The organism is Paraburkholderia sp. BR13444 (assembly GCF_040948755.1).
In the GTDB taxonomy this organism is placed as follows: domain Bacteria; phylum Pseudomonadota; class Gammaproteobacteria; order Burkholderiales; family Burkholderiaceae; genus Paraburkholderia; species Paraburkholderia youngii.
Genome location: NZ_JBFPKM010000005.1, coordinates 406,707 through 426,887 on the forward strand (window position 1 = coordinate 406,707; position 20,181 = coordinate 426,887).

A 20,181-nucleotide genomic window follows, 5' to 3' on the forward strand; every position below is an offset into this window, starting at 1 on the left:
GGTGCGCGGCGGACGTTTCATATTTCCATCACGGCTTGCGCACTACAATGCACGTCATGGCGATCATTTGAACCGAAGGGAATGACAGCACCATGACATCGAACGACAGCGCGGCGCCGGCCACGATGCTCGAACGCGGCGCGGGCGTGGCCGTCTGGAGACAGATCGAACAGATTCTCGCCGCCGAGATCGCGGCAAGCGGGTTTGGGGAAGAAGGACGGTTGCCGAGCGAGGGTGAGCTGGCGAAGCGCTTCGACGTCAACCGTCACACGGTGCGTCGCGCGATGCTCGGCCTCGCAGCGCTCGGCCTCGTCAGCGTCGAGCAGGGGCGCGGCACGTTCGTGCAGCCCGGCGCGATCGACTATTCGATCGGCCGCCGTACGCGTTTCACCGAGAACCTGCGTCAACAACATCACTCGCCCGGCGGCACGATGCTGTCGGGCGCGCGCGTGAAAGCCGAGCCCAGCGTCGCAAAGGCGTTGGGTCTGCGCGCGGGCGCGGCGGTCTATCGGATCGAATCGCTGAACGAGTCCGACGGCGTGCCGCTTACGTTCGCGCGCAGCTGGTATCCGGCCGCGCGTTTTCCGGAGTTGCCGGAGGTCGTGCAACGCCTCGGCGGCACGACGAAGGCGCTGGCCGAATTCGGCGTGGACGATTATCTGCGCAAGTGGAGCCGCATCGGCAGCGTGCTGCCCGAGCCGGAGGTCGCGCGGCGGCTCAACATCAACCGTCAGCAGCCGGTGCTGTGGGTCGAGAACGTCGACGTCGATTTGCACGGCACGCCGGTCAAATACGGCTTCACGCACTTTGCGGCCGACCGCGTGCAACTGCTCGTGGAGCATGACCTGTGAGCGGCCCCGCATGGAGTGCCGAAGCGCGCTTTGCGCTGTACTACGCGCCGTCATGTGAATCGGCGTGGTGGCAGGCGGGCTCGACATGGCTCGGCCGCGATGCGCAAAGCGGCGAGCGCCGCGCGCAGCCGCAGCCGCCAGGCCTGACGCGCCCGCTCGCCGCATTGACGGACTCGCCGCGCCGCTATGGCTGGCATGGCACGCTGGTCGCCCCGTTCCGGCTCGGCGCCGGTGTCACGCAGCACGACGTGCTCGCGGCTGCGCGGGCGTGGGCGCTAGGGCGGCAGCCGTTCGCGTTGCCGGTGGAAGCGGCCACGTTGGGCGACTTCGTCGCATTGCGACCGGCCGATGCAGATGGCGAGACGCGCATTCGCGAGCTTGCGTCGAACGCGCTGGAGTCGCTAGACGGGCTGCGCGCGCGGCCGTCTGCGGCCGATCTCGAGCGCCGGCTCGCCGCACCGCTCACCGAACGCCAACGTGCGTTGCTGCTGCAATGGGGCTATCCGTACGTGTTCGACGAGTTCCGTTTTCATATGACGCTGTCCAGTTCGCTCGCCGATCCTGACGAGCGCGCGACGCTGCTCGCATGGTGGCGTGAGCGCGCACCTGCGCTGGGGCCGCTCGCGGTCGATCAGGCCGCGCTGTTCGTCGAGCCGGCGCCGGGCGAGCCGTTCGTGCTGTGGCAGCCACTGCCGTTCAGCGACGGCGCGAGACACGGCGATCGCAAGGACGAGCAGCAAGACGAGGTGAGCAGCCAATGAACGGGCGTTTGATCTATGTGATGGGGCCGTCCGGCGCGGGCAAAGATTCGCTGCTGCAATTCGCGCGCACGCGGCTCGCCGGCGAGCCGGTCGTGTTCGCGCATCGTTACATCACGCGGCCGAGCGGCAATGGCGAAGTGCATGTCGCACTGAGCGTCGAGGAGTTCGCCGCGCGCTCGGTGCTGGGCCTGTTCGCGCTCGAATGGTCGAGCCATTCGCTGCGCTATGGCATCGGCATCGAACTCGATGCGTGGCTCGCGCGCGGCTGCACGGTGGTCGTCAATGGCTCGCGGCAGTACCTGCAGCATGCGCTCGCGCGCTATCCACGCGCGGAAGTGGTGCACGTGAGCGCCGCGCCGCATATTCTCGAAGCGCGGCTCGGCGCGCGAGCGCGCGAATCGTCGGAGCAGGTCGCGGCGCGGCTCGCGCGGCGCGCGCCGTTTGCGTTGCCGGCCGGCGTGCGCTGCACGACGATCGACAACTCCGGCACGCTCGAAGAAGCGGGGCACGCGTTGATCACGGTGCTCAAGGAGCGGGTGAGCGCGTAACGCAGTCACGCGACCTTATTGCACGGCCCCCATCCGCTCCCGCGTGACCTGCCGCAAACACGCGACGAACTGCTGTACGGCCGGCGTCGGCAGTAGATCGCGTCGCGAGATGATGCTCAGATCGTATTTCGGCAGCGCGTCTTCGATCTGCGCGACGCGAATGCCGAGCGGCGCGACCCGCTGCGCGAGCGGCCGCGTGAAGCAGCTGATCACGTCGGTCTGCGATACGAGCCCGAGCGTCACCGCAAACGACGACGGCGCGCGCAGCAGCCGCTTCGGCAGCGGCAGACCATGCGCGCTGAACATCGCCATCATCACGCTGTGCGGGAAGTGATCGGCGCCGACCGTGACGATCCACTCGGCGTCGAGCAGCTCGGACAGACGCGTGACGTTCGCGAGCGGATGCCCGGCGCGCATCGTGACGACGAACTGCGTCGAGTACAGCGGCACCTGCACCAGATCGTTATCCAATGCCTGAACGTGATGGATCGCCGCGAGATCGAGTGTGCCGTTGCGCAGACGCGCGAGCGCATCGGGCACCGTCACTTCCTCCAGATGCAGACTCACGAGCGGCATCTTCTCGCGAAAGCTCGACATCGCATGCGGCAGCACCGTCAGCGCGAGCGATGGCATCGTGCCGACGCCGACCTTGCCGGCCAGTTCTCCTTTCACCTGCTCGACGGCCTCGACAGTGCGGCGCATGTCGCCCAGCAACTGCTCGGCGCGCGGCAACAGCGCGAGCCCGCACGCGGTCAGCTCGATGCCGCGCACGCTGCGCACCATCAGCTCCGCATTGAGCGCGCTTTCCAGCTCGCGAATCGTATGCGTGACGGCCGGCTGCGTGACGCCGAGCTCACGCGCGGCGGCGCGCAGGCTGCGGTGATGCGCAGCGGCGACGAAGGCCTGCAACTGCTGCAGTTTCATCAGGGTAACCCCGTATATAAGAGCTGTTAATCAGGGTGAAAAAAATAGCATCTTATTTGAACGAAACGGCATGGATATAGTGCGAGGCTATTCACTGGAGCGATGCAAACGATGAACCAGACCCCGCGTTTGACCGAAGTGTCCGATCTGGAACCCGCCGCCGCGAGCCTGCGCGAGATTCGCCATCACATTCACCACCATCCCGAACTCGCGTACGAGGAAGTGCGAACCGCGGCGCTCGTCGCGGAAAAGCTCGAACAGTGGGGCTGGCAGGTCACACGCGGGGTCGGCAAGACCGGCGTGGTCGGCACAATGAAGGTAGGCGACGGCAAGCGCAGCATCGGCATTCGCGCGGACATGGACGCACTGCCGATCATCGAACAGACCGGCCTGCCGTACGCGAGCGGCACCCACGGCAAGATGCACGCGTGCGGCCACGATGGTCACACGACGATCCTGCTCGGCGCCGCGCAACGTCTCGCGGCCACGCGTAATTTCTCGGGCACCGTGCATCTGTACTTCCAGCCGGCCGAGGAAAGCGGCATCGACAGCGGCGCCTTGAAGATGATCAACGACGGCCTGTTCGAGCGCTTCCCGTGCGACGCCGTGTTCGGCCTGCACAATCATCCTGGCGCAGAGCCGGGCATGCTGCTGTTCCGCAAGGGGCCGTTCATGTCGGCGGGGGACAAGGCGACCATCACGATCGAAGGCGTCGGCGGCCATGCGGCGCGTCCGCATCTGACCGTCGATCCGGTCGTGGTTGCCGCGAGCATCGTGATGGCGCTGCAGACGATCGTCGCGCGCAACGTCGATCCGTCGCAGCCAGCCGTGGTGACGGTGGGCTCGATGCACGCGGGCACCGCGAACAACGTGATTTCTAGCAGCGCGCGGCTCGAACTGAGCGTGCGCTCATTCAGCCCCGAGGTGCGTGAGTTGCTGAAGAAGCGCATCACCGAGCTGGCCGAGTCGCAGGCGGCGAGCTATGGCGGCAAGGCGCACGTCGAGTACATCGAAGGTTATCCGGTCGTCATCAATACGGACGCCGAAACGGAGTTCGCGGCGCAGGTCGCGCGCGAGCTGGTCGGCGACGACAAGGTAGTCGAGCAGACCGACATCCTGATGGGCAGCGAGGACTTCGCGTTCATGCTGCAGAAGCGGCCGGGCACGTTTCTGCGCATCGGCAACGGCGTCGGCGAGGACGGCTGCATGGTGCACAACCCGCACTACGACTTCAACGACCGCAGTCTGCCGATCGGCGCGGCGTTCTGGGCGCGGCTGGTGGAGCGCTATCTCGCGCAGTGAGCGACAAGAGCAAATGCCGGGGCCCGCAGCAAACGCGCGCGTTCGCAGATAGCCGCGTGCGTCAGCCGCGCCGCGCGACCATCTCCGAGACCGTCTGCGCGGCTTGCTGCAGCGGTTCCAGAAACGCCTTCACCATCTGTTTCGCCGAATTGCGCTGCGCGTTGCCGCTGATGTTCATCGCGGCGATCACGCGGCCTTGGCGATTGCGAATCGGCGCGGATAGCGAAATCAAACCGCCTTCGAGTTCCTGATCGACGATCGCCCACCCCTGGCGACGCACCTGCTCGATCACCTTCTTCAGTTCTTCCTTGTCGGTGACGGTGCGCGGCGTGTGCGCGTAGAGCGGCGACGAGTTCAGCGTCGCGTCGAGCGTTTCCTCGTCGAGCGAGGCGAGCAGCACGCGGCCCATCGACGTGCAGTACGCAGGCAGGCGGCTGCCGATCGACAGATTGATCGTCATGATCTTGTGAGTCGGCACGCGCAGCACGTAGACGATCTCGGTGCGATCGAGCACCGCCGCCGAGCAGCTTTCGTGCACCTGTGCCGACAGGCTTTCCATCACCGGTTCGGCGAGGTTCCAGAACGGCATCGAGGTCAGGTACGCGAAGCCGAGGTCGAGAATCTTCGGCGTCAGACGAAACAGGCGTCCCTCGGCTTCCACGTAGCCCAGCGTTTGCAGCGTCAGCAGAATCCGGCGCGCGCCGGCGCGCGGGAGGCCGGTCGCCGCGGCGACGTCGGTGAGCGTCTGTTCGGGGCGCGTCGCGTCGAATGCGCGGATGACCGCGAGGCCGCGCGCGAACGACTGCACGTACGAGTCGCCCGGTTTCTCCGGGGCCGGTTCGACGTTGGCGGGCGCGACGGAAGACGGCGGCAGGGCTTTGCTCATGGACCTTGATCGTGGTTGCAAAAGTGTGCGCGCGGAGGACCCGCGACGCGCGTTCGTTTCGATGCGGCGCTGCGTTTTGCGTTGCGGCGCAAAGGCGAGACGATAGCTTAAGCCTTCTATTTCGCCAAATAACGCCGATTCGTGCAAAAAACCCAGGGTTTGCCTGGATGCGATTCCCGTCTCAAAATTTGTATGATGACCCGATGACATGACCAGTTCGCGGCACCCGATCCAACCCAATCGATCCACCATGTTCGACAAGATTCCCTCGCGCGCTTTGAGCGACACCGTCGCGCAGCAACTGCTGAAGCAGATCGACAAAGGCACCTTCGCGCGCGGCGCCAAGCTGCCGACCGAAGCCGTGCTCGCGGAACAGTTCGGCGTGAGCCGCACGGTGATTCGCGAGGCGTTGTCGCGGCTAAAGAACGAGGGGGTGGTCGAACCGCGCCAGGGCAGTGGCGTGTTCGTCGCCGGGCACGGCACGATCCGCCCGCTGCGGATCGACTACGCGGAAGCCGTCGAGCCGGGCTCGGTCGTGCAGATCCTCGCGCTGCGCCGCGCGATCGAGGCGGAGGTCGCGTCCGAAGCCGCGATGCGTCGCAGCGATGCCGACATGGCCGCGATCGACGCCGCGCTCGCTCAGATCGAGCGCGCGGTCGCCAATGGCGAAGACGGCGTCGCCGAAGACGTCGCGTTTCATCGCGCGATCGCGGCTGCGACGGGCAATCCGTATTTCCTGAAGACGCTGACGTTCCTCAATCAATATCTCGAAGCGGGCACGGTCGTCACGCGCCGCAACGAGGCGCTGCGCGAGGACTTCTCGCGGCAGGTGCGCGAGGAGCACGCGGCGATCGCCGCGGCGATTCGCGCCGGCGATCCGATGGCGGCGCGCAATGCCGCGCAGACGCATCTGTACAACGCAGCGCGGCGGCTTGCCGAGGCGGGCATCGCCTGACGCGCGGAAGGCGCGCGGCGATCCCGCTGCGCGCGAACGCACCAATGCAGCACCAATCCATAGAGGTCACGCATGTCGAGAAATGTCGGTGTCATCGGTCTGGGAGCGATGGGGCTTGGCGTCGCGCGTTCGCTATTGCGCGCGGGCTTCAAGGTCCACGCGTGCGACTTGCGGCGCGACGTGTTGCAGGCGTTCGTCGCTGAAGGCGGCGTCGGCTGTGCGACGCCCGCGGAGCTCGGCGCGCAGTGCGAGGTCGTGATTACGCTGGTCGTCAATGCCGCGCAAACCGAGGCCGTGCTGTTCGGTGAGCACGGCGCGCTCACGGCGATGAAGCCGGGCGGCGTCGTGATCGCGAGTGCCACGGTCGCGCCGGAATTCGCCAGCGATCTCGGCAAGCGCGTCGAGGCGGCCGGTCTGCAGATGCTCGATGCGCCGGTGTCGGGCGGCGCGGCGCGCGCCGCGTCGGGCCAGATGACGATGATGACGTCCGGTCCCGCAGCCGCTTACGCCGCATGCGAGGACGTGCTCGCCGCGATCGCCGGCAACGTGTATCGGCTTGGCGCGGCGCATGGCGCGGGCTCGAAGGTGAAGATCATCAACCAGCTGCTGGCCGGCGTGCATATCGCGGTGGCCGCCGAGGCAATGGCGCTCGGCCTGCGCGAAGGCGTCGATCCGGACGCGCTGTACGACGTGATAACGCACAGTGCGGGCAATTCGTGGATGTTCGAAAACCGCGTGCCGCATATTCTCGCGGGCGACTACACGCCGCTGTCGGCGGTCGATATCTTCGTGAAGGACCTGGGCCTCGTGCTCGATACCGCGCGTCGTTCGAAGTTTCCGTTGCCGCTGTCGGCGGCCGCGCATCAGATGTTCATGATGGCGTCGACGGCGGGCCACGGCGGAGAGGACGACTCGGCGGTCGTGAAGATTTTTCCCGGCATCGAATTGCCGGCAAAGCGATAAGCGAGGACAGTGCTCATGACGGCTCGAACGAAACCTGCGCTGCTCGGCTGCATCGCCGACGACTTCACCGGCGCCACCGATCTCGCCAACATGCTTGTGCGCGGCGGCATGCGCACGGTGCAGACGATCGGCGTGCCCACCTCCAACGAAGCGCCGGGCGCCGATGCGCCGGGCGCCGCTGCGCTCGACGCCGATGCACTCGTCGTCGCGCTGAAGTCGCGCACGATCCCCGCCGGCGACGCGGTCGCGCAATCGCTCGCCGCGCTCGCCTGGCTGCGCGCGCAGGGGTGCCGGCAATTCTTCTTCAAGTACTGCTCGACCTTCGATTCGACTGATGCGGGCAACATCGGCCCGGTGACCGATGCGTTGCTGAACGCGCTGTCCGCCGAGTTCGCCGAGCGCGCATCGTTCACGATCGCGTGTTCCGCGTTTCCCGAGAACGGCCGCACGATTTTCCGCGGCCATCTGTTCGTCGGCGATGCGCTGCTCGATGAGTCGGGCATGGAGAACCATCCGCTGACGCCGATGCGCGACGCGAATCTCGTGCGCGTGCTGCAGCGGCAAACGCAGTCGAAGGTCGGGCTCGTGCGTTACGACCGGGTCGCGCAAGGCGACACGGCCGTGCGCGCCGCATTCGAAGCGCTGCGGGCCGACGGTGTGCGCATCGCGATTGCCGATGCGGTGTCCGACGCCGATCTGCACACGCTCGGCGCGGCCTGTGCGGACCTCGCGCTGATCACCGGTGGCTCCGGCGTCGCGCTCGGCTTGCCGGCCAACTTCCGGCGCGCGGGCCTGCTCGGCGAGCAAACCCATGCCGCGCAATTGCCGCGCGTAGAAGGTTTGTCGGCGGTGCTCGCGGGCAGTGCGTCGAAAGCGACCAACGCGCAGGTCGCCGCCTGGTGCGCGACGCGGCCCGCGTTCCGCATCGATCCGCTCGCGGCGGCGCGCGGCGAGGACGTCGTCGGCGAAGCGCTCGAGTTCGCGCAACAGCGCTTCGTGCACGCCGAGCCGGTGCTGATCTATGCGACTGCCTCGCCCGACGAAGTGCAGGCGGTGCAGCGCGAACTCGGCGTCAACGAGGCCGGGCATCTGGTCGAGAAGACGTTGGCATCGATCGCGCGCGGCCTGCGCGAGCGCGGCGTGCGCAAGTTCGTCGTCGCGGGCGGGGAGACCTCGGGCGCGGTTGTGCAAGCGCTCGACGTGCGCATGCTGCGCATCGGCGCGCAGATCGATCCGGGCGTGCCGGCCACCGCGACGACCGAAGCGGAACCGCTCGCACTCGCGCTGAAGTCCGGCAATTTCGGCGCTACGGACTTCTTCGACAAGGCGCTGCGTCATCTCGACGGAGCCGCGCAATGAGCGGCGCACCGGCACTTCAGGTCTCCGCCGAAGCGCGCGTGCGCGAGGAAATCTGCGCGGTCGGCGCGAGTCTGTATCAGCGCGGCTATACGGTCGGCAGCGCCGGCAACATCAGCGCGCGGCTCGACGATGGCTGGCTGATCACACCGACCGACGCCTGTCTCGGCCGCCTCGATCCCGCCGATATCGCGAAGGTCGACGCAAACGGCCACGCGATGTCGGGCGGCAAGCCGTCGAAGACGCTCGCGCTGCATCGCGGTATCTATGCGCGCAACGGCGAGGCGCGCGGCATCGTCCATACCCATTCGACGCATCTGGTCGCATTGACGCTCGCGGGCGTATGGAGCGAAGCGGATGTGTTGCCGCCGATCACGCCGTACTACGTGATGAAAGTGGGCCACGTACCGTTGATTCGCTATCAACGCCCGGGCGATCCGCAAGTGGCCGCGCGGATCGCCGCGCTGGCCGACCGCGTACGGGCGGTGCTGCTCGAACGTCTGGGGCCGGTGGTGTGGGAGCGCTCGGTCGCGCATGCGTCGTATGCGCTCGAAGAACTCGAGGAAACCGCGCGCTTGTGGCTGATGACGAATCCGCGGCCCGCGCCGCTCGACGCCGCCGCGATCGAAGAACTCCGTGCCGCGTTCGGCGCGCGCTGGTAGCAGCGCGCATTGCCGATGTACGCCACGCACCGTATCGCACTGTCTTGAAGGAGCTGTCGCCATGCCTCGCTTCGCCGCCAATCTGTCGATGATGTACAACGAGCACGCGTTCCTCGATCGCTTCGCCGCCGCCGCGCGCGACGGTTTCCACGCGGTCGAATACCTGTTTCCCTACGAATTCCGCGCGGGCGAGCTGAAGTCGCGGCTCGACGCGCACGGCCTTACGCAGGCGCTGTTCAATGCGCCCCCGGGCGACTGGAACGGCGGCGAGCGCGGTCTTGCGTCGCTGCCGGGGCGCGAGGACGAGTTCCGCCGCAGCATCGATACGGCACTCGAGTACGCGCGCGTGCTCGGCAATCGCAAGCTGCATGTGATGGCGGGGCTGATCGCCGGCGATCAGGCGGCCGAAACGCAGCGCAAAACACAACGCGACGTGTATCTGAACAACCTCGCCTATGCGGCGCGGGCCGCGCAAGCGGAACAGATCACCGTCGTCATCGAACCGATCAATACGCGCGACATGCCCGGCTATTTCCTCAATCGACAGGACGACGCGCAAGCGATCTGCGCCGAAGTCGGCGCGCCGAATCTGAAGGTGCAGTTCGATTGCTATCACTGCCAGATCGTCGAGGGCGATCTCGCGATGAAGCTCAAGCGCGATATGGCCGGCATCGGTCACATCCAGGTTGCGGGTGTGCCCGAGCGGCACGAGCCCGACATCGGCGAGCTGAACTACCCGTACCTGTTCGATCTGATCGATGCGCTCGGCTACGACGGCTACATCGGCTGCGAATACCGGCCGCGCGCGGGGACCTCGGCGGGGCTTGGCTGGCTGAAGCCTTATCTCGACGCCCGGCGCTGACTCTCTCCGACAACCACTGACGGAACCGTAACCATGAAAGTACTGATCACCGGCGGCGCCGGTTTTCTCGGCCAGCGTCTCGCGCGCGAACTGCTCGCACGCGGCGAGTTGAAAGATGCGCACGGCACACCGCGAGCGATTACCGGGCTGGTGCTGCTCGACGTCGTGCGCGCTCATGATTTCGGCGATGCGCGCGTGCGTGCCGATGTCGGCGATATCGCGGAGCGCAGCGTGCTCGAACGCGTGATCGACGATCAGACTTCGGCGATCTTTCATCTCGCTGCGATCGTCAGCGGGCAGGCCGAGGCGGACTTCGATCTCGGCATGCGCATCAATCTCGATGCGTCGCGGCTGCTGCTCGAAGTCTGCCGCCAGCGCGGGCACCAGCCGCGCGTCGTATTCACCAGTTCGGTCGCGGTCTACGGTGGCGATCTGCCCACGGTCGTACAGGACGACACCGCGCTGAATCCGCAGTCGTCGTATGGCGCGCAGAAGGCAATCGCCGAGCTGCTGCTCAACGATTATTCGCGGCGCGGCTTCGTCGACGGCCGCGTGCTGCGGCTGCCGACCATCAGCGTGCGGCCGGGGCGGCCGAATGCGGCGGCGTCGTCGTTTGCGAGCGGCATCATTCGCGAGCCGTTGAATGGCGAGGAGGCCGTGTGCCCGGTCGCCGGTTCGACCCGGCTGTGGCTGCTGTCGCCGCGCAAGGCGATCGACAGCCTGATTGCCGGCCTCGAACTCGATGGCGCCGCGCTTGGCAAGCAGCGCGTGCTGAATCTGCCGGGCCTGTCGGTCAGCGTCGACGAAATGATCGCGGCACTGCGCGAGGTCGCGGGCGAGGCGGTCGCGAGCCGCATCGTGCGGCAGCCGGACGAGCGCATCGAGAAGATCGTCGGCAGCTGGCCCGGCGCGTGGGATACATCGCGCGCCGAACGGCTCGGGCTTGTCGCCGAGCACAACTTCGCGGATGTGATTCGCGGCTACATCGCCGATGAAAGAATCGAAGTTCGCTGAAGATCACCCCTCCGCGTATTCCCTGGTGTCGTTTGGCACGGCTGCGGCCGTGCTTGACACGCTTTCGCGCCGGCGCCTATTATCGAGCCTGTTTTGTTCGATATATGACCTTGTGTTCGTATACAGAACACAAGGCGGGCATGGAAGACGCAAAAACCGTATCGGTCGTCACTCCCAAGCCCATCGTTCACGATCCTGCGCTAAGCTGCTTTGACGTATCGGCCGCCACACCGCTGCCGTTTTGCAGCTTCCCGCGCGCGGCCGTCGGTCCCCGGGCCGATGCCTCAGGGCATCGAACCGGCGTCATCGGTGCAAGGCCGGCCGCGGCACGGCGCAGCGCACGCAGCATCTCAACTGGAGACATCCCATGACCGAAGCATTCCTGTGCGACGCGATTCGCACCCCCATTGGCCGCTATGCGGGTTCGCTGTCATCGGTGCGCGCCGACGACCTGGGCGCGGTGCCGCTCAAGGCGCTGATGGAGCGCAACCACAACGTCGACTGGACCGCGATCGACGACGTGATCTACGGCTGCGCGAACCAGGCCGGTGACGACAACCGTAACGTCGCGCGCATGTCGCTGCTGCTCGCGGGTCTGCCGAAGGACGTGCCGGGCTCGACGGTCAACCGTCTGTGCGGCTCGGGCATGGATGCGATCGGCATCGCCGCGCGCGCGATCAAGTCGGGCGAAGCCGCGCTGATGATCGCCGGCGGCGTCGAAAGCATGAGCCGCGCGCCGTTCGTGATGCCCAAGGCAACTAGCGCGTTCTCGCGTCAGAACGAGGTCTACGACACGACGATCGGCTGGCGTTTCGTGAACCCGCTGATGAAAAAGCTGTACGGCGTCGACTCGATGCCGGAAACCGGCGAAAACGTCGCGACCGACTACAACATCAGCCGCGCCGACCAGGACGCGTTCGCGCTGCGCAGCCAGCAGAAGGCCGCGCGCGCGCAACGCGATGGCACGCTCGCGCAGGAAATCGTCGGCGTGACGATCGCGCAGAAGAAGGGCGATCCGATCACGGTCACGCAGGACGAGCATCCGCGCGAAACGAGCCTCGAAGCGCTCGCGAAGCTGAAGGGCGTCGTGCGTCCGGACGGCACGGTTACGGCCGGTAACGCGTCGGGCGTGAACGACGGCGCGGCCGCGTTGCTGCTCGCCAACGAAGAAACCGCGAAGCGCTTCGGCCTGACGCCGCGCGCCCGCGTGCTCGGCGTGGCGACCGCGGGCGTGGAGCCGCGCGTAATGGGCATCGGCCCGGCGCCGGCCACGCAGAAGCTGCTCGCGCGTCTGGGCATGAAGATCGACCAGTTCGACGTGATCGAGCTGAACGAAGCGTTCGCCTCGCAAGGCATCGCCGTGCTGCGCGCGCTGGGCGTCGCCGACGACGATCCCCGCGTGAACCCGAACGGCGGCGCGATCGCGCTCGGCCACCCGCTCGGCATGAGCGGCGCGCGTCTGGTGACGACCGCGACGTATCAGCTGCAACGCACGCAGGGCCGCTTCGCGCTGTGCACGATGTGTATCGGCGTCGGCCAGGGTATTGCGATCGCGATCGAGCGCGTGTGATGCACGTGTAGCGCGACGAACATCGCAAGCGGTTTGCGACCGTTCATGAAACAGCCCCATCGTTCCTGCGATGGGGCTGTTTGCTTTTGCGCGCTGCCTCGCGCGTACAATCGTTCGCGTCGTATCGTTTGCAGTAGTTGTCCTGAGGATGTGGAGTTCATGGCGGCGGGCACGAACACTGCGTAGCGCGAAGTCATACGCGGCGCTCATCATGACCGTCACGCCGGATCGAAACCCCTGTCGAGGAGAACGCGAATGAAGACAACGACGATAGGCGCAGCGTTGATGCTGGCGGCCGCGGCCACAACCCAGCCGACGCGCGCGCAGAACGACATGGCGAGCACCGCCCAGGCGGTGCTCAGCGCGGCGCAGCCGGTGCATATGACGGCCGAGATCGTCGGCATCGATGCCGGCAACCGCGCGCTGACGCTGAAGGGCTCGGGCGGCAACGTCGCGATCGTACTCGTCAGTCAGCAGGTTGCTGGTTTCGATCAACTGAAGATCGGCGATCGCGTCGACGTGCTCTACAAGAATGCGCTGCTCACGAAGGCGGAAAAGGTCAGCGGCGCGGGCAAGGGGATTCGCGAGCGGGCCGACAAGCAGAGCTATGCGCCGGCCTCAGGCGGTTACGAAGCGGCGCGCCAGACCGAGGTGCTCGCGACCGTACTGAAGATCGATCATAAACAGCGCCTCGTGACGCTGCGCGGCGCCTATCAGACACAGACGTTCCAGGCCGCGCCCAACGTCGACCTGAGCGACGTGAAGGTCGGCGATACCTTGCATGCGGTGTTCGTGTCGGCCGCCGCCGTGCAGGTGACGCCAGTGGGCCAGTGAGCGGCTGGGATCGCGGCCCATGTCAGCGTCCGGGAATGTTTCGCAAACTATGTCGAAATATGTCGCGCCGCCCGACGAATGCCCGCACAGCCTTGCCTGGCGGGCCTGAGTCGCGGTGAAACAGCGCGACATATCTTCCCTGATGATTTCCACGGTGTGTCCTTCTATAGTCCGTTCGTCGCCACGCGGTAATGACGCAAGTGGCCCGAATCCAGCAAGGACATATCGTGAAGAATCGTTCATTCGCAGGTTCCGACAAGGTCTGCGCCAGCATCGCGCGAGGCGCGCTGCGCAAGGCGATGTTCGGCGCCGCCGCCGCCGTGTTCGCGCTTGGCAGCGCATCGGCGTTCGCGTGGTCGGGTCATGGCACCGCGTACACGTCGCGCGGCGTCTATAACGGCGCGCACTACGGCTCGTGCGGCGGCGGTAGCTGTTCGCATGCGGGTAGCGTGGCTGGCCCCTATGGCGGCTTCGCGAGCAACACCGGCACGGTCACGCGCACGGCGCCCGGCCAGTTCTCGAACTCGGGTACCGCAACGGGCCGCTACGGCAACACGGTGCAGCACTCGGGCGACACCAACTGCGCAGGCGGTACCTGCTCGCATACCGGCACGATGACGGGCCCCGACGGCAAAACGGCGACGACGTCCGGCGACGTGACGCGCACCGCGCCGGGCCAGTATTCGTCGTCGGGCTCGATCACCGGGTCGAACGGCAATACGGCCAATCATTCGGCGTCGGCCAATTGCGCGGGTTCGACTTGCGCGCGCTCGGGCACGGTGACGGGGCCGGACAACAACAGCGTCTACCACTCCGGCACCGCGACGCGGGTCGCGCCCGGCGTCGTCACGACATCGACGAGCGTGACCGGCACGCAGGGTCACACGGTGACGTCGAGCGGTACAGTGGTCACAGGCGGCGTGGTGGTCGCGGGCGGCGCCACGACGACGACCGGCACGACCGTGGTCGTCGCGCCGAAGCCGGTGGTGGTCGCGCCGCCGCCTCCGCCGGTCGTCGTGCCGCCGCCGGTCGTGTACGTACCGCCGAAGCCCGTTGTGGTGACGCCGCCGCCGGCCTATGTTCCGCCGGCCCCGGTGGTGTACGTGCCGCCGCCGGCCGTCTACGTCGCGCCGCGTCCCGTGTACGTCGCGCCGCGGCCTGCGGTGTGGGTGCCGGGCCATTGGGTCGGGCGCGTATGGGTGCCGGCGCATTGGGCTTGACGATGGGCGCGCTCCGCAGAACGGCTGCATTTGCGACGATCGTCGTGGCGACCTTGTTGGCAATCCACGCAATCATCGACGCCATCGACACCAGCGACGCCAACGACGACCGTCGCGCGAATCCCGCCGCCAGCGTGACGAGAGACTGTTCCGCGCGCTATGCCGCGTTGCTCGATCTGGCCGAACTCGCGCGGCGTGACGGCAAATCGTCCAAGGTGGTCGTGCGTGGATTAAGACAGCAGAACGGCGCGATGAGCGAGTGCCTACCTGCAGGCTGGGTCAGGCCTGCACCGCGATTACATTGAACGCGGCCGCGTCAGATCGCATTCCAGAAAAATCGCGCCGGGGATCGGATTGAACACGTAAGCGTCGATCGGCTCAAAACCCAGCGATGCATAGAGCCCGAGTGCCGCTTGCATCGTGGGCAGCGTGTCGAGACGCATGCGGCGATAGCCCGCTTCTTTCGCGGCCGCCAGGATACGCGTGGCGAGTTGCCGCCCCACATGCAGACCGCGTCCCGCCGGACGCACATACAGGCGCTTCATTTCGCAGATCGTGTCGTCGATCGGACGCATCGCGACACAGCCGACGATATCGCCAGGATCGTCGCCCGTGCCGTTGCTCGCGAGCAGCACGCGGCCGCGTGGCGCCGCGAATTTGCCCGGCAGGCTGGCGAGTTCGTCGTCGAATTGCTGGAAGCAGAGATCGAAGCCGAGACTCTCCGCGTATTCGCGGAAGACGGTCCGTACAGCCTCGATCTGCTCGGGGAAGCGGGCAGTATGCAGATGGATCATGCGATGGGTCGGGTCATTGAACATGCAGCGGAAATCGGATCTCGAACGTGGTCCCCACGCCCTCGCGCGACGCAAACTCGATCTGTCCATCGAGCACGCGGCATAGCTCCTTGACGATCGCGAGCCCGAGACCCGCGCCCGGGATTTCCTCGCTGGCCGCGCGCTCGAACTCGTCGAACACGCGCTCCGCATCGGCGGGCGCAATGCCGACGCCGGTGTCGGACACGCGAATCGTCCAGTGTTCGGGGCCATGCATCGCGAAGCGGAATTCGACTTGTCCCGACTTCGTGTACTTGATCGCGTTGGACAACAGATTGACCGCGATCTGCTTGAGCTTCAGCCGATTCGACGTGACGACCGGCAGCGCCGCGTCGAACTCGCTGCGCAGCGCGAGTCCTTTCGCGTCGATCGACGGCTGCGTGGAAGCGATGAGTTCGTCGAACAGTTCACGCAAATCGACGTCTTCGAACACGACTGTCGCCGTGTCGCCGAGTACGACCGAGTACTCGACCATCTGGTCGACCAGTTGCTTCATGTCGGCGGCCTGGCGGTTCGCGAGTGTCAGCGCGGCATCGGCTTGCGACGGCGCTCGCTCGATCAGTTGCAGCGCGACCGAAAACGCGTTGAGGAAATTGCGCAGATCGTGCGCAACGCTGCGCGTGATCTGCATGCGTGAATCGTACAGATCGCCGACCAGCCGTTGCTTGAGGGTCAATTCGTTATTCGCGCGTTCGAGCCGGCTTGTGTATTCGTCGATCTTGCGATCGCGCTCGCCGACCACTTCCTTGATCGACGCATACCTGACCACGCTGAACGCTTCGGCGAGCAGATGCCGCGCGCGGCTCTCGTGACGGCGCGTGCACGTCCGGTCGCGTTCGACGAATTCTTCGAGCGCTTCGACGAGCACCTGCTGAAAGAGGTCCAGTTCGCGCACCAGTTCTTCGATCCGGTAGCCTTGCTGCCAACGGACATTGCCGTGCTTCTTCGCGTCGCGCTCGATCGATGTTTCGGCGCGTTCGAGATCTTCCGCATCGAGCGCCATGCACAGCTGGTCGAGGATTTCCGGCAGATGATCGGCCAGTTGTTGATACGTGAGCTTGTCCGCTTCGACGAGATCGGCATCGATGGCGACGGCATCTATCCATTGCCGCGTCAGACGGCCCCGTTCCGCACGGATGAAGTTGGCGAAGTTGCGCAGCGGGCTCACGCGTCTGTCGGTCATGATGGATACCGGAATGGAGTTTCTACAACATACAAACACGCGAACAGTTCCGAACGCCTCGATTTGACGCGGGCACCGCAGGCCTGATTGCGCCGGCAATCGGCCAGGCATCCGATGCGCGCCGGCAACCCGGGTCATTATCCGCGCAATTGCCGCGTGTGGAACATCTCTTGCGAGACTCTGGGCAGACAAAAGAAGCAAGTTTCGTCAGCAAACCATGATGTATTCGATATTGCTGGTGGACGACGAACCGGAAATTCTAGCCGCGTGGCGGCTGATTCTGGAAAGCGAAGGGTATGAGGTGAGTTGCGCGAGCAACGGCGCCGAAGCGCTCGCTTGTGTCGTCGCTCACGTTCCCGACCTGATCGTTACGGACTGGATGATGCCGATCATGGACGGCGCGGAGTTGTGCCGCCGTTTGAAATCGATGCCGCTATCCGTCAACGTACCGATTCTGGTCCATACCGCGGTGCCGCCGTCGGACAGCGAAGCGCAGTACTGCAGCGCATGTTTGCTGAAGCCGATCGGCGCGGATCTCTTTCTGACCACGATCGCGCAACTCTGCGCGCCACGGTGTTGATACGGCACGATCACCCATCGTGTGATCAAATCAACCGCGTGCTGAGTCGACCTTCAGGAAATCGACGAACGCGCGCAGCGGCGCGGGCACGTGACGATGGCCCGGATAGTACAGGAAGGGCCCTGAAAACCGCTGCCACCACGGTTCGAGAATCGCTTCGAGCGCGCCGCTGTCCAGATGCGGGCGCAGCATGTCTTCGAACAGGTGAATGATGCCGAGACCCGCGACCGCGCCGCTGACCGCGAGGTCGATCGCGGCGCCTGGCCGCACCAGCAGCGGTCCGGTCGGATTCAATTGCAGCAGCTCGCCATCGCGCTCGAAGTACCAGGTGGGCATCGCGCCGCTCGCGAACTGGCCGCGCAGACAGGCATGCGCGAGCAGTTCGCTGGGATGCTCCGGACGGCCGTGCGCGTCGAGATACGCAGGCGACGCGGCGGTCGCGAAGCGCTGCACGCGTGCGCCGATCGGCACCGCGATCATGTCCTGTTCGAGGCGCTCGTCGTAGCGAATGCCCGCATCGCAACCGATCGACAGCACATCGACGAAACCATCCTCCACGACGACCTCGACGCGAATGTCCGGGTACTGCTTCAAAAAGCGCGCGAGCACGTCGGGCAGCACGATGCGCGCGACGCTCGACGGCACGTTGAGCTTCAGCGTGCCGGTCGGCTTGTCGCGAAAGCCGTTCAGCACATCGAGCGCCGCTTCCATTTCGCCGAACAGCGGCGTCAGCTTCTCGATCAGACGCAGCCCGGCTTCGGTCGGCGCGACGCTGCGCGTGGTGCGGTTCAACAGGCGCAGCCCGAGCTTCGTTTCCAGACGCCGCACCGCGACGCTCAGACTCGACGCCGACACGCCGCTCACGCGCGCCGCGTCGCGAAAGCCGCCCGCGCGGGAAACCGACACGAAGGCGGCCAGATCATTCAGTTCCATGACGATTGATTGTGCAGAATTTTGAACAACCCGTACAAGTTAGACCCGTTTATTCAACAACGCAATTGGGGCGATACTGCCGCTCATCACTTCACAAGGAGATCGTGATGCCGAACTTCAGCTCCATCGACACTTTCGTGCTAGCCGGCCGTGCGGTGCGGCGCATGGGCTATGGCGCGATGCAGCTGGCCGGCCCCGGCGTGTTCGGGCCGCCGAAAGACCGCGACGCAGCGCTCGCGGTGCTGCGCGAGGCGGTCGCGTCGGGCGTCGACCACATCGATACCAGCGATTTTTACGGGCCGCACGTGACCAACCAGGTGATCCGCGAGGCGCTGCACCCGTACCCCCGCGATCTGACGATCGTCACGAAGGTCGGCGCGGTGCGCGACAGCGCCGGCGCCTGGCTGCCGGCGCAGGAGCCCGCCGATCTCGAGCGCGCGGTGCACGACAATCTTCGCAATCTCGGGCTCGATGCGCTCGACGTGGTCAACATGCGCGTGATGGGCAACGTGCACGAGCCGAGCGAGGGCTCGATCGAAAAGCAGGTCACGGCGCTCGCCGAACTGCAGCAGCGCGGGCTCGTGCGTCATATCGGCCTGAGCAACGTGACGGCCGCGCAGATTGCCGAAGCGCAGCGCATCACGAAGGTCGTGTGCGTGCAGAACCATTACAACCTCGTGCATCGCGACGATGATGCATTGATCGATGCGCTCGCGGAGCAGGGCATTGCCTACGTGCCGTTTTTTCCGCTGGGTGGCTTTACGCCGATTCAATCGTCGGAGCTGTCGGAGCTTGCGCTCAAGCTCGAGGCGACACCGATGCAGGTCGCGCTTGCCTGGCTACTGCATCGGGCGCCTAACATTCTGCTGATTCCGGGCACGTCTTCGGTGGCACATCTGCGCGAAAACCTGCAGTCGGCGCAATTGAAGCTCAGCGACGAGGTGCTCGATCAACTGGATGCGATCGGCGCTGAGAAGGGCTGACTACACCGACGCCGCAATAAACTCGCGCAACCATTGATGCGCAGGATCGCGATGCACACGCTCATGCCAGAGCATCGCCATCTCGTAGCCCGGCACCTCGACCGGCGGCTCGACCATCCGCAACGTGTCCGAGCCGCGCACGAGACGCGCGGGCAGCATCCCCACGAGATCGGTGCTCGCGAGCACCGACTGCATGAACAGAAAGTGCGGCACCGACAGCACGACCTTGCGCGCGAGCCCCACCTTTGCGAGCGTCTCGTCGGTGACGCCGAAAAAGCCGCCGCCATCGGGCGACACGATCACGTGTTCGAGCTTGCAGAACTGCGCCAGAGTGGGCCGGCGCTTTAGCTTCGGATGACCCGCGCGGCCGACCAGCACGTAGCGCTCGGCAAACAGCACGCGACGGCGCAAACCTTCGGGCGCGCCTTCGCTGGTATGAAAGCCGATATCGATGTCGCCCTGTTCGGCCTGGCGAGCGAGCCGCGGCGGCACCGCCTCGACGATCGCGAGACGCGTGCCGGGTGCCGCCGCGCGCAAGCCCGCCAGCATCGGCAGGATGATCGTCGACTCCGCGTAGTCCGTTGCGGCGATGCGCCAGGTTTGCGTCGCCGCGGCCGGATCGAACGGGCTGGTTGGCGCGACCGCGCGCTGCAGTGTTTCGAGCGCTTCGCGTAGCGGCTCGCGCAGTGCCTGCGCTTTCGCGGTGGGCCGCATGCCGCGCGGTCCGGGCAATAGCAGCGGATCGCCGAATACGTCGCGCAGTTTCGCCAGATGCACGCTGACCGACGGCTGCGAGAAGTTCAGCCGTTCGGCGGCGCGAGTCACGTTGTGCTCTTCGAGCAGCACATCGAGCGTGACCAGCAGGTTCAGGTCGAGTCTTCTGAGATTAACCACGGCAATACCTGACATGTTCGGAATTCATTTCCAATATACCTCGGCGATGACTATCGTGACTGTTTTC

Annotated in this window: 22 protein-coding genes; 16 read left to right on the forward strand and 6 right to left on the reverse strand. The window is 65.9% G+C overall.

The features are described 5' to 3' along the window. Window positions 1-92 precede the first annotated feature (92 nt). The 3 genes from phnF to phnN are packed head-to-tail and all read left to right on the forward strand — an operon-like array spanning window position 93 to window position 2,160. On the forward strand, window positions 93-851 hold the full coding sequence (phnF, locus tag AB3X95_RS17720; protein ID WP_176124661.1) for a phosphonate metabolism transcriptional regulator PhnF: 759 nt from the start codon (window positions 93-95) through the stop codon (window positions 849-851). Continuing rightward, window positions 848-1,612: a DUF1045 domain-containing protein gene (locus AB3X95_RS17725; protein WP_176124663.1), complete on the forward strand. Its 765-nt coding sequence runs from the start codon at window positions 848-850 to the stop codon at window positions 1,610-1,612. Before phnF ends, AB3X95_RS17725 begins: the two co-directional genes overlap by 4 nt. Continuing rightward, window positions 1,609-2,160: a phosphonate metabolism protein/1,5-bisphosphokinase (PRPP-forming) PhnN gene (gene phnN, locus AB3X95_RS17730; RefSeq protein WP_368622042.1), complete on the forward strand. Its 552-nt coding sequence runs from the start codon at window positions 1,609-1,611 to the stop codon at window positions 2,158-2,160. The genes AB3X95_RS17725 and phnN overlap by 4 nt, the downstream gene beginning before the upstream one ends. Window positions 2,161-2,175: 15 nt before the next feature. Here the strand turns inward: phnN and AB3X95_RS17735 are convergent, their stop codons facing one another. Then, on the reverse strand, window positions 2,176-3,084 hold the full coding sequence (locus AB3X95_RS17735; protein WP_368622043.1) for a LysR family transcriptional regulator: 909 nt from the start codon (window positions 3,082-3,084) through the stop codon (window positions 2,176-2,178). A 111-nt stretch (window positions 3,085-3,195) separates the two neighbouring features. Here AB3X95_RS17735 and AB3X95_RS17740 point away from each other — a divergent pair, with 111 nt between their 5' ends. Continuing rightward, a complete protein-coding gene (locus tag AB3X95_RS17740; protein WP_368622044.1) occupies window positions 3,196-4,386 on the forward strand; it encodes a M20 aminoacylase family protein in 1,191 nt (396 codons plus the stop codon). A gap of 61 nt (window positions 4,387-4,447) precedes the next feature. Here AB3X95_RS17740 and AB3X95_RS17745 read toward each other — a convergent pair whose 3' ends face one another. Continuing rightward, window positions 4,448-5,272 carry an IclR family transcriptional regulator gene (locus AB3X95_RS17745; protein WP_368622045.1) on the reverse strand — a complete coding sequence of 275 codons (825 nt, stop codon included), beginning with the start codon at window positions 5,270-5,272 and terminating at the stop codon, window positions 4,448-4,450. Between the two features lie 250 nt (window positions 5,273-5,522). Between AB3X95_RS17745 and AB3X95_RS17750 the strand changes: the two genes are divergently transcribed. From AB3X95_RS17750 to AB3X95_RS17795, 10 genes are all read left to right on the forward strand, one after another. Continuing rightward, window positions 5,523-6,227: a FadR/GntR family transcriptional regulator gene (locus tag AB3X95_RS17750; protein WP_176366655.1), complete on the forward strand. Its 705-nt coding sequence runs from the start codon at window positions 5,523-5,525 to the stop codon at window positions 6,225-6,227. 72 nt (window positions 6,228-6,299) lie between these two features. Beyond that, the gene (ltnD, locus tag AB3X95_RS17755) at window positions 6,300-7,190 is read left to right on the forward strand and encodes an L-threonate dehydrogenase (protein WP_176366656.1); all 891 of its coding nucleotides are present in this window, start codon (window positions 6,300-6,302) and stop codon (window positions 7,188-7,190) included. A 15-nt stretch (window positions 7,191-7,205) separates the two neighbouring features. Next, a complete protein-coding gene (gene otnK, locus AB3X95_RS17760) occupies window positions 7,206-8,549 on the forward strand; it encodes a 3-oxo-tetronate kinase (RefSeq protein ID WP_368622046.1) in 1,344 nt (447 codons plus the stop codon). Beyond that, window positions 8,546-9,208, forward strand: a complete 663-nt coding sequence (locus tag AB3X95_RS17765) for an aldolase (RefSeq protein WP_368622047.1) — start codon at window positions 8,546-8,548, stop codon at window positions 9,206-9,208. The genes otnK and AB3X95_RS17765 overlap by 4 nt, the downstream gene beginning before the upstream one ends. Before the next feature lie 61 nt (window positions 9,209-9,269). Beyond that, the gene (otnI, locus tag AB3X95_RS17770; protein WP_368622048.1) at window positions 9,270-10,070 is read left to right on the forward strand and encodes a 2-oxo-tetronate isomerase; all 801 of its coding nucleotides are present in this window, start codon (window positions 9,270-9,272) and stop codon (window positions 10,068-10,070) included. Window positions 10,071-10,103: 33 nt separating this feature from the next. Next, a complete protein-coding gene (gene denD, locus AB3X95_RS17775) occupies window positions 10,104-11,084 on the forward strand; it encodes a D-erythronate dehydrogenase (RefSeq protein ID WP_368622049.1) in 981 nt (326 codons plus the stop codon). A 367-nt stretch (window positions 11,085-11,451) separates the two neighbouring features. After that, the gene (gene pcaF / locus AB3X95_RS17780) at window positions 11,452-12,654 is read left to right on the forward strand and encodes a 3-oxoadipyl-CoA thiolase (protein WP_184227328.1); all 1,203 of its coding nucleotides are present in this window, start codon (window positions 11,452-11,454) and stop codon (window positions 12,652-12,654) included. A gap of 255 nt (window positions 12,655-12,909) precedes the next feature. Next, window positions 12,910-13,488 carry a hypothetical protein gene (locus AB3X95_RS17785; RefSeq protein ID WP_368622050.1) on the forward strand — a complete coding sequence of 193 codons (579 nt, stop codon included), beginning with the start codon at window positions 12,910-12,912 and terminating at the stop codon, window positions 13,486-13,488. A 272-nt stretch (window positions 13,489-13,760) separates the two neighbouring features. Next, window positions 13,761-14,708 (forward strand): hypothetical protein, encoded by a 948-nt coding sequence (locus tag AB3X95_RS17790; RefSeq protein WP_368622118.1) that lies wholly within the window; start codon window positions 13,761-13,763, stop codon window positions 14,706-14,708. Beyond that, window positions 14,684-15,013 carry a hypothetical protein gene (locus AB3X95_RS17795; protein ID WP_368622051.1) on the forward strand — a complete coding sequence of 110 codons (330 nt, stop codon included), beginning with the start codon at window positions 14,684-14,686 and terminating at the stop codon, window positions 15,011-15,013. Before AB3X95_RS17790 ends, AB3X95_RS17795 begins: the two co-directional genes overlap by 25 nt. Here the strand turns inward: AB3X95_RS17795 and AB3X95_RS17800 are convergent. Together AB3X95_RS17800 and AB3X95_RS17805 are read right to left on the reverse strand one after the other, a co-directional pair. Further along, window positions 15,005-15,502: a GNAT family N-acetyltransferase gene (locus AB3X95_RS17800; protein ID WP_368622052.1), complete on the reverse strand. Its 498-nt coding sequence runs from the start codon at window positions 15,500-15,502 to the stop codon at window positions 15,005-15,007. The two genes, AB3X95_RS17795 and AB3X95_RS17800, sit on opposite strands and share 9 nt — an antisense overlap. Window positions 15,503-15,515: 13 nt before the next feature. Then, entirely contained in the window at window positions 15,516-16,724 is a 1,209-nt protein-coding gene (locus tag AB3X95_RS17805; protein WP_368622053.1) for a sensor histidine kinase, read from the reverse strand. Between the two features lie 217 nt (window positions 16,725-16,941). Here AB3X95_RS17805 and AB3X95_RS17810 point away from each other — a divergent pair, with 217 nt between their 5' ends. Continuing rightward, on the forward strand, window positions 16,942-17,304 hold the full coding sequence (locus tag AB3X95_RS17810) for a response regulator (RefSeq protein ID WP_176107760.1): 363 nt from the start codon (window positions 16,942-16,944) through the stop codon (window positions 17,302-17,304). A 30-nt stretch (window positions 17,305-17,334) separates the two neighbouring features. Here the strand turns inward: AB3X95_RS17810 and AB3X95_RS17815 are convergent, their stop codons facing one another. After that, a complete protein-coding gene (locus AB3X95_RS17815) occupies window positions 17,335-18,237 on the reverse strand; it encodes a LysR family transcriptional regulator (protein WP_368622054.1) in 903 nt (300 codons plus the stop codon). Between the two features lie 107 nt (window positions 18,238-18,344). Between AB3X95_RS17815 and AB3X95_RS17820 the strand changes: the two genes are divergently transcribed. Continuing rightward, window positions 18,345-19,220, forward strand: coding sequence for an aldo/keto reductase family oxidoreductase (locus tag AB3X95_RS17820; RefSeq protein ID WP_368622055.1), 876 nt, complete (start codon window positions 18,345-18,347; stop codon window positions 19,218-19,220). Here the strand turns inward: AB3X95_RS17820 and AB3X95_RS17825 are convergent, their stop codons facing one another. After that, complete coding sequence (locus AB3X95_RS17825; protein WP_368622056.1) at window positions 19,221-20,129, reverse strand: LysR family transcriptional regulator; 909 nt, start codon at window positions 20,127-20,129, stop codon at window positions 19,221-19,223. Between the last annotated feature and the right edge of the window lie 52 nt (window positions 20,130-20,181).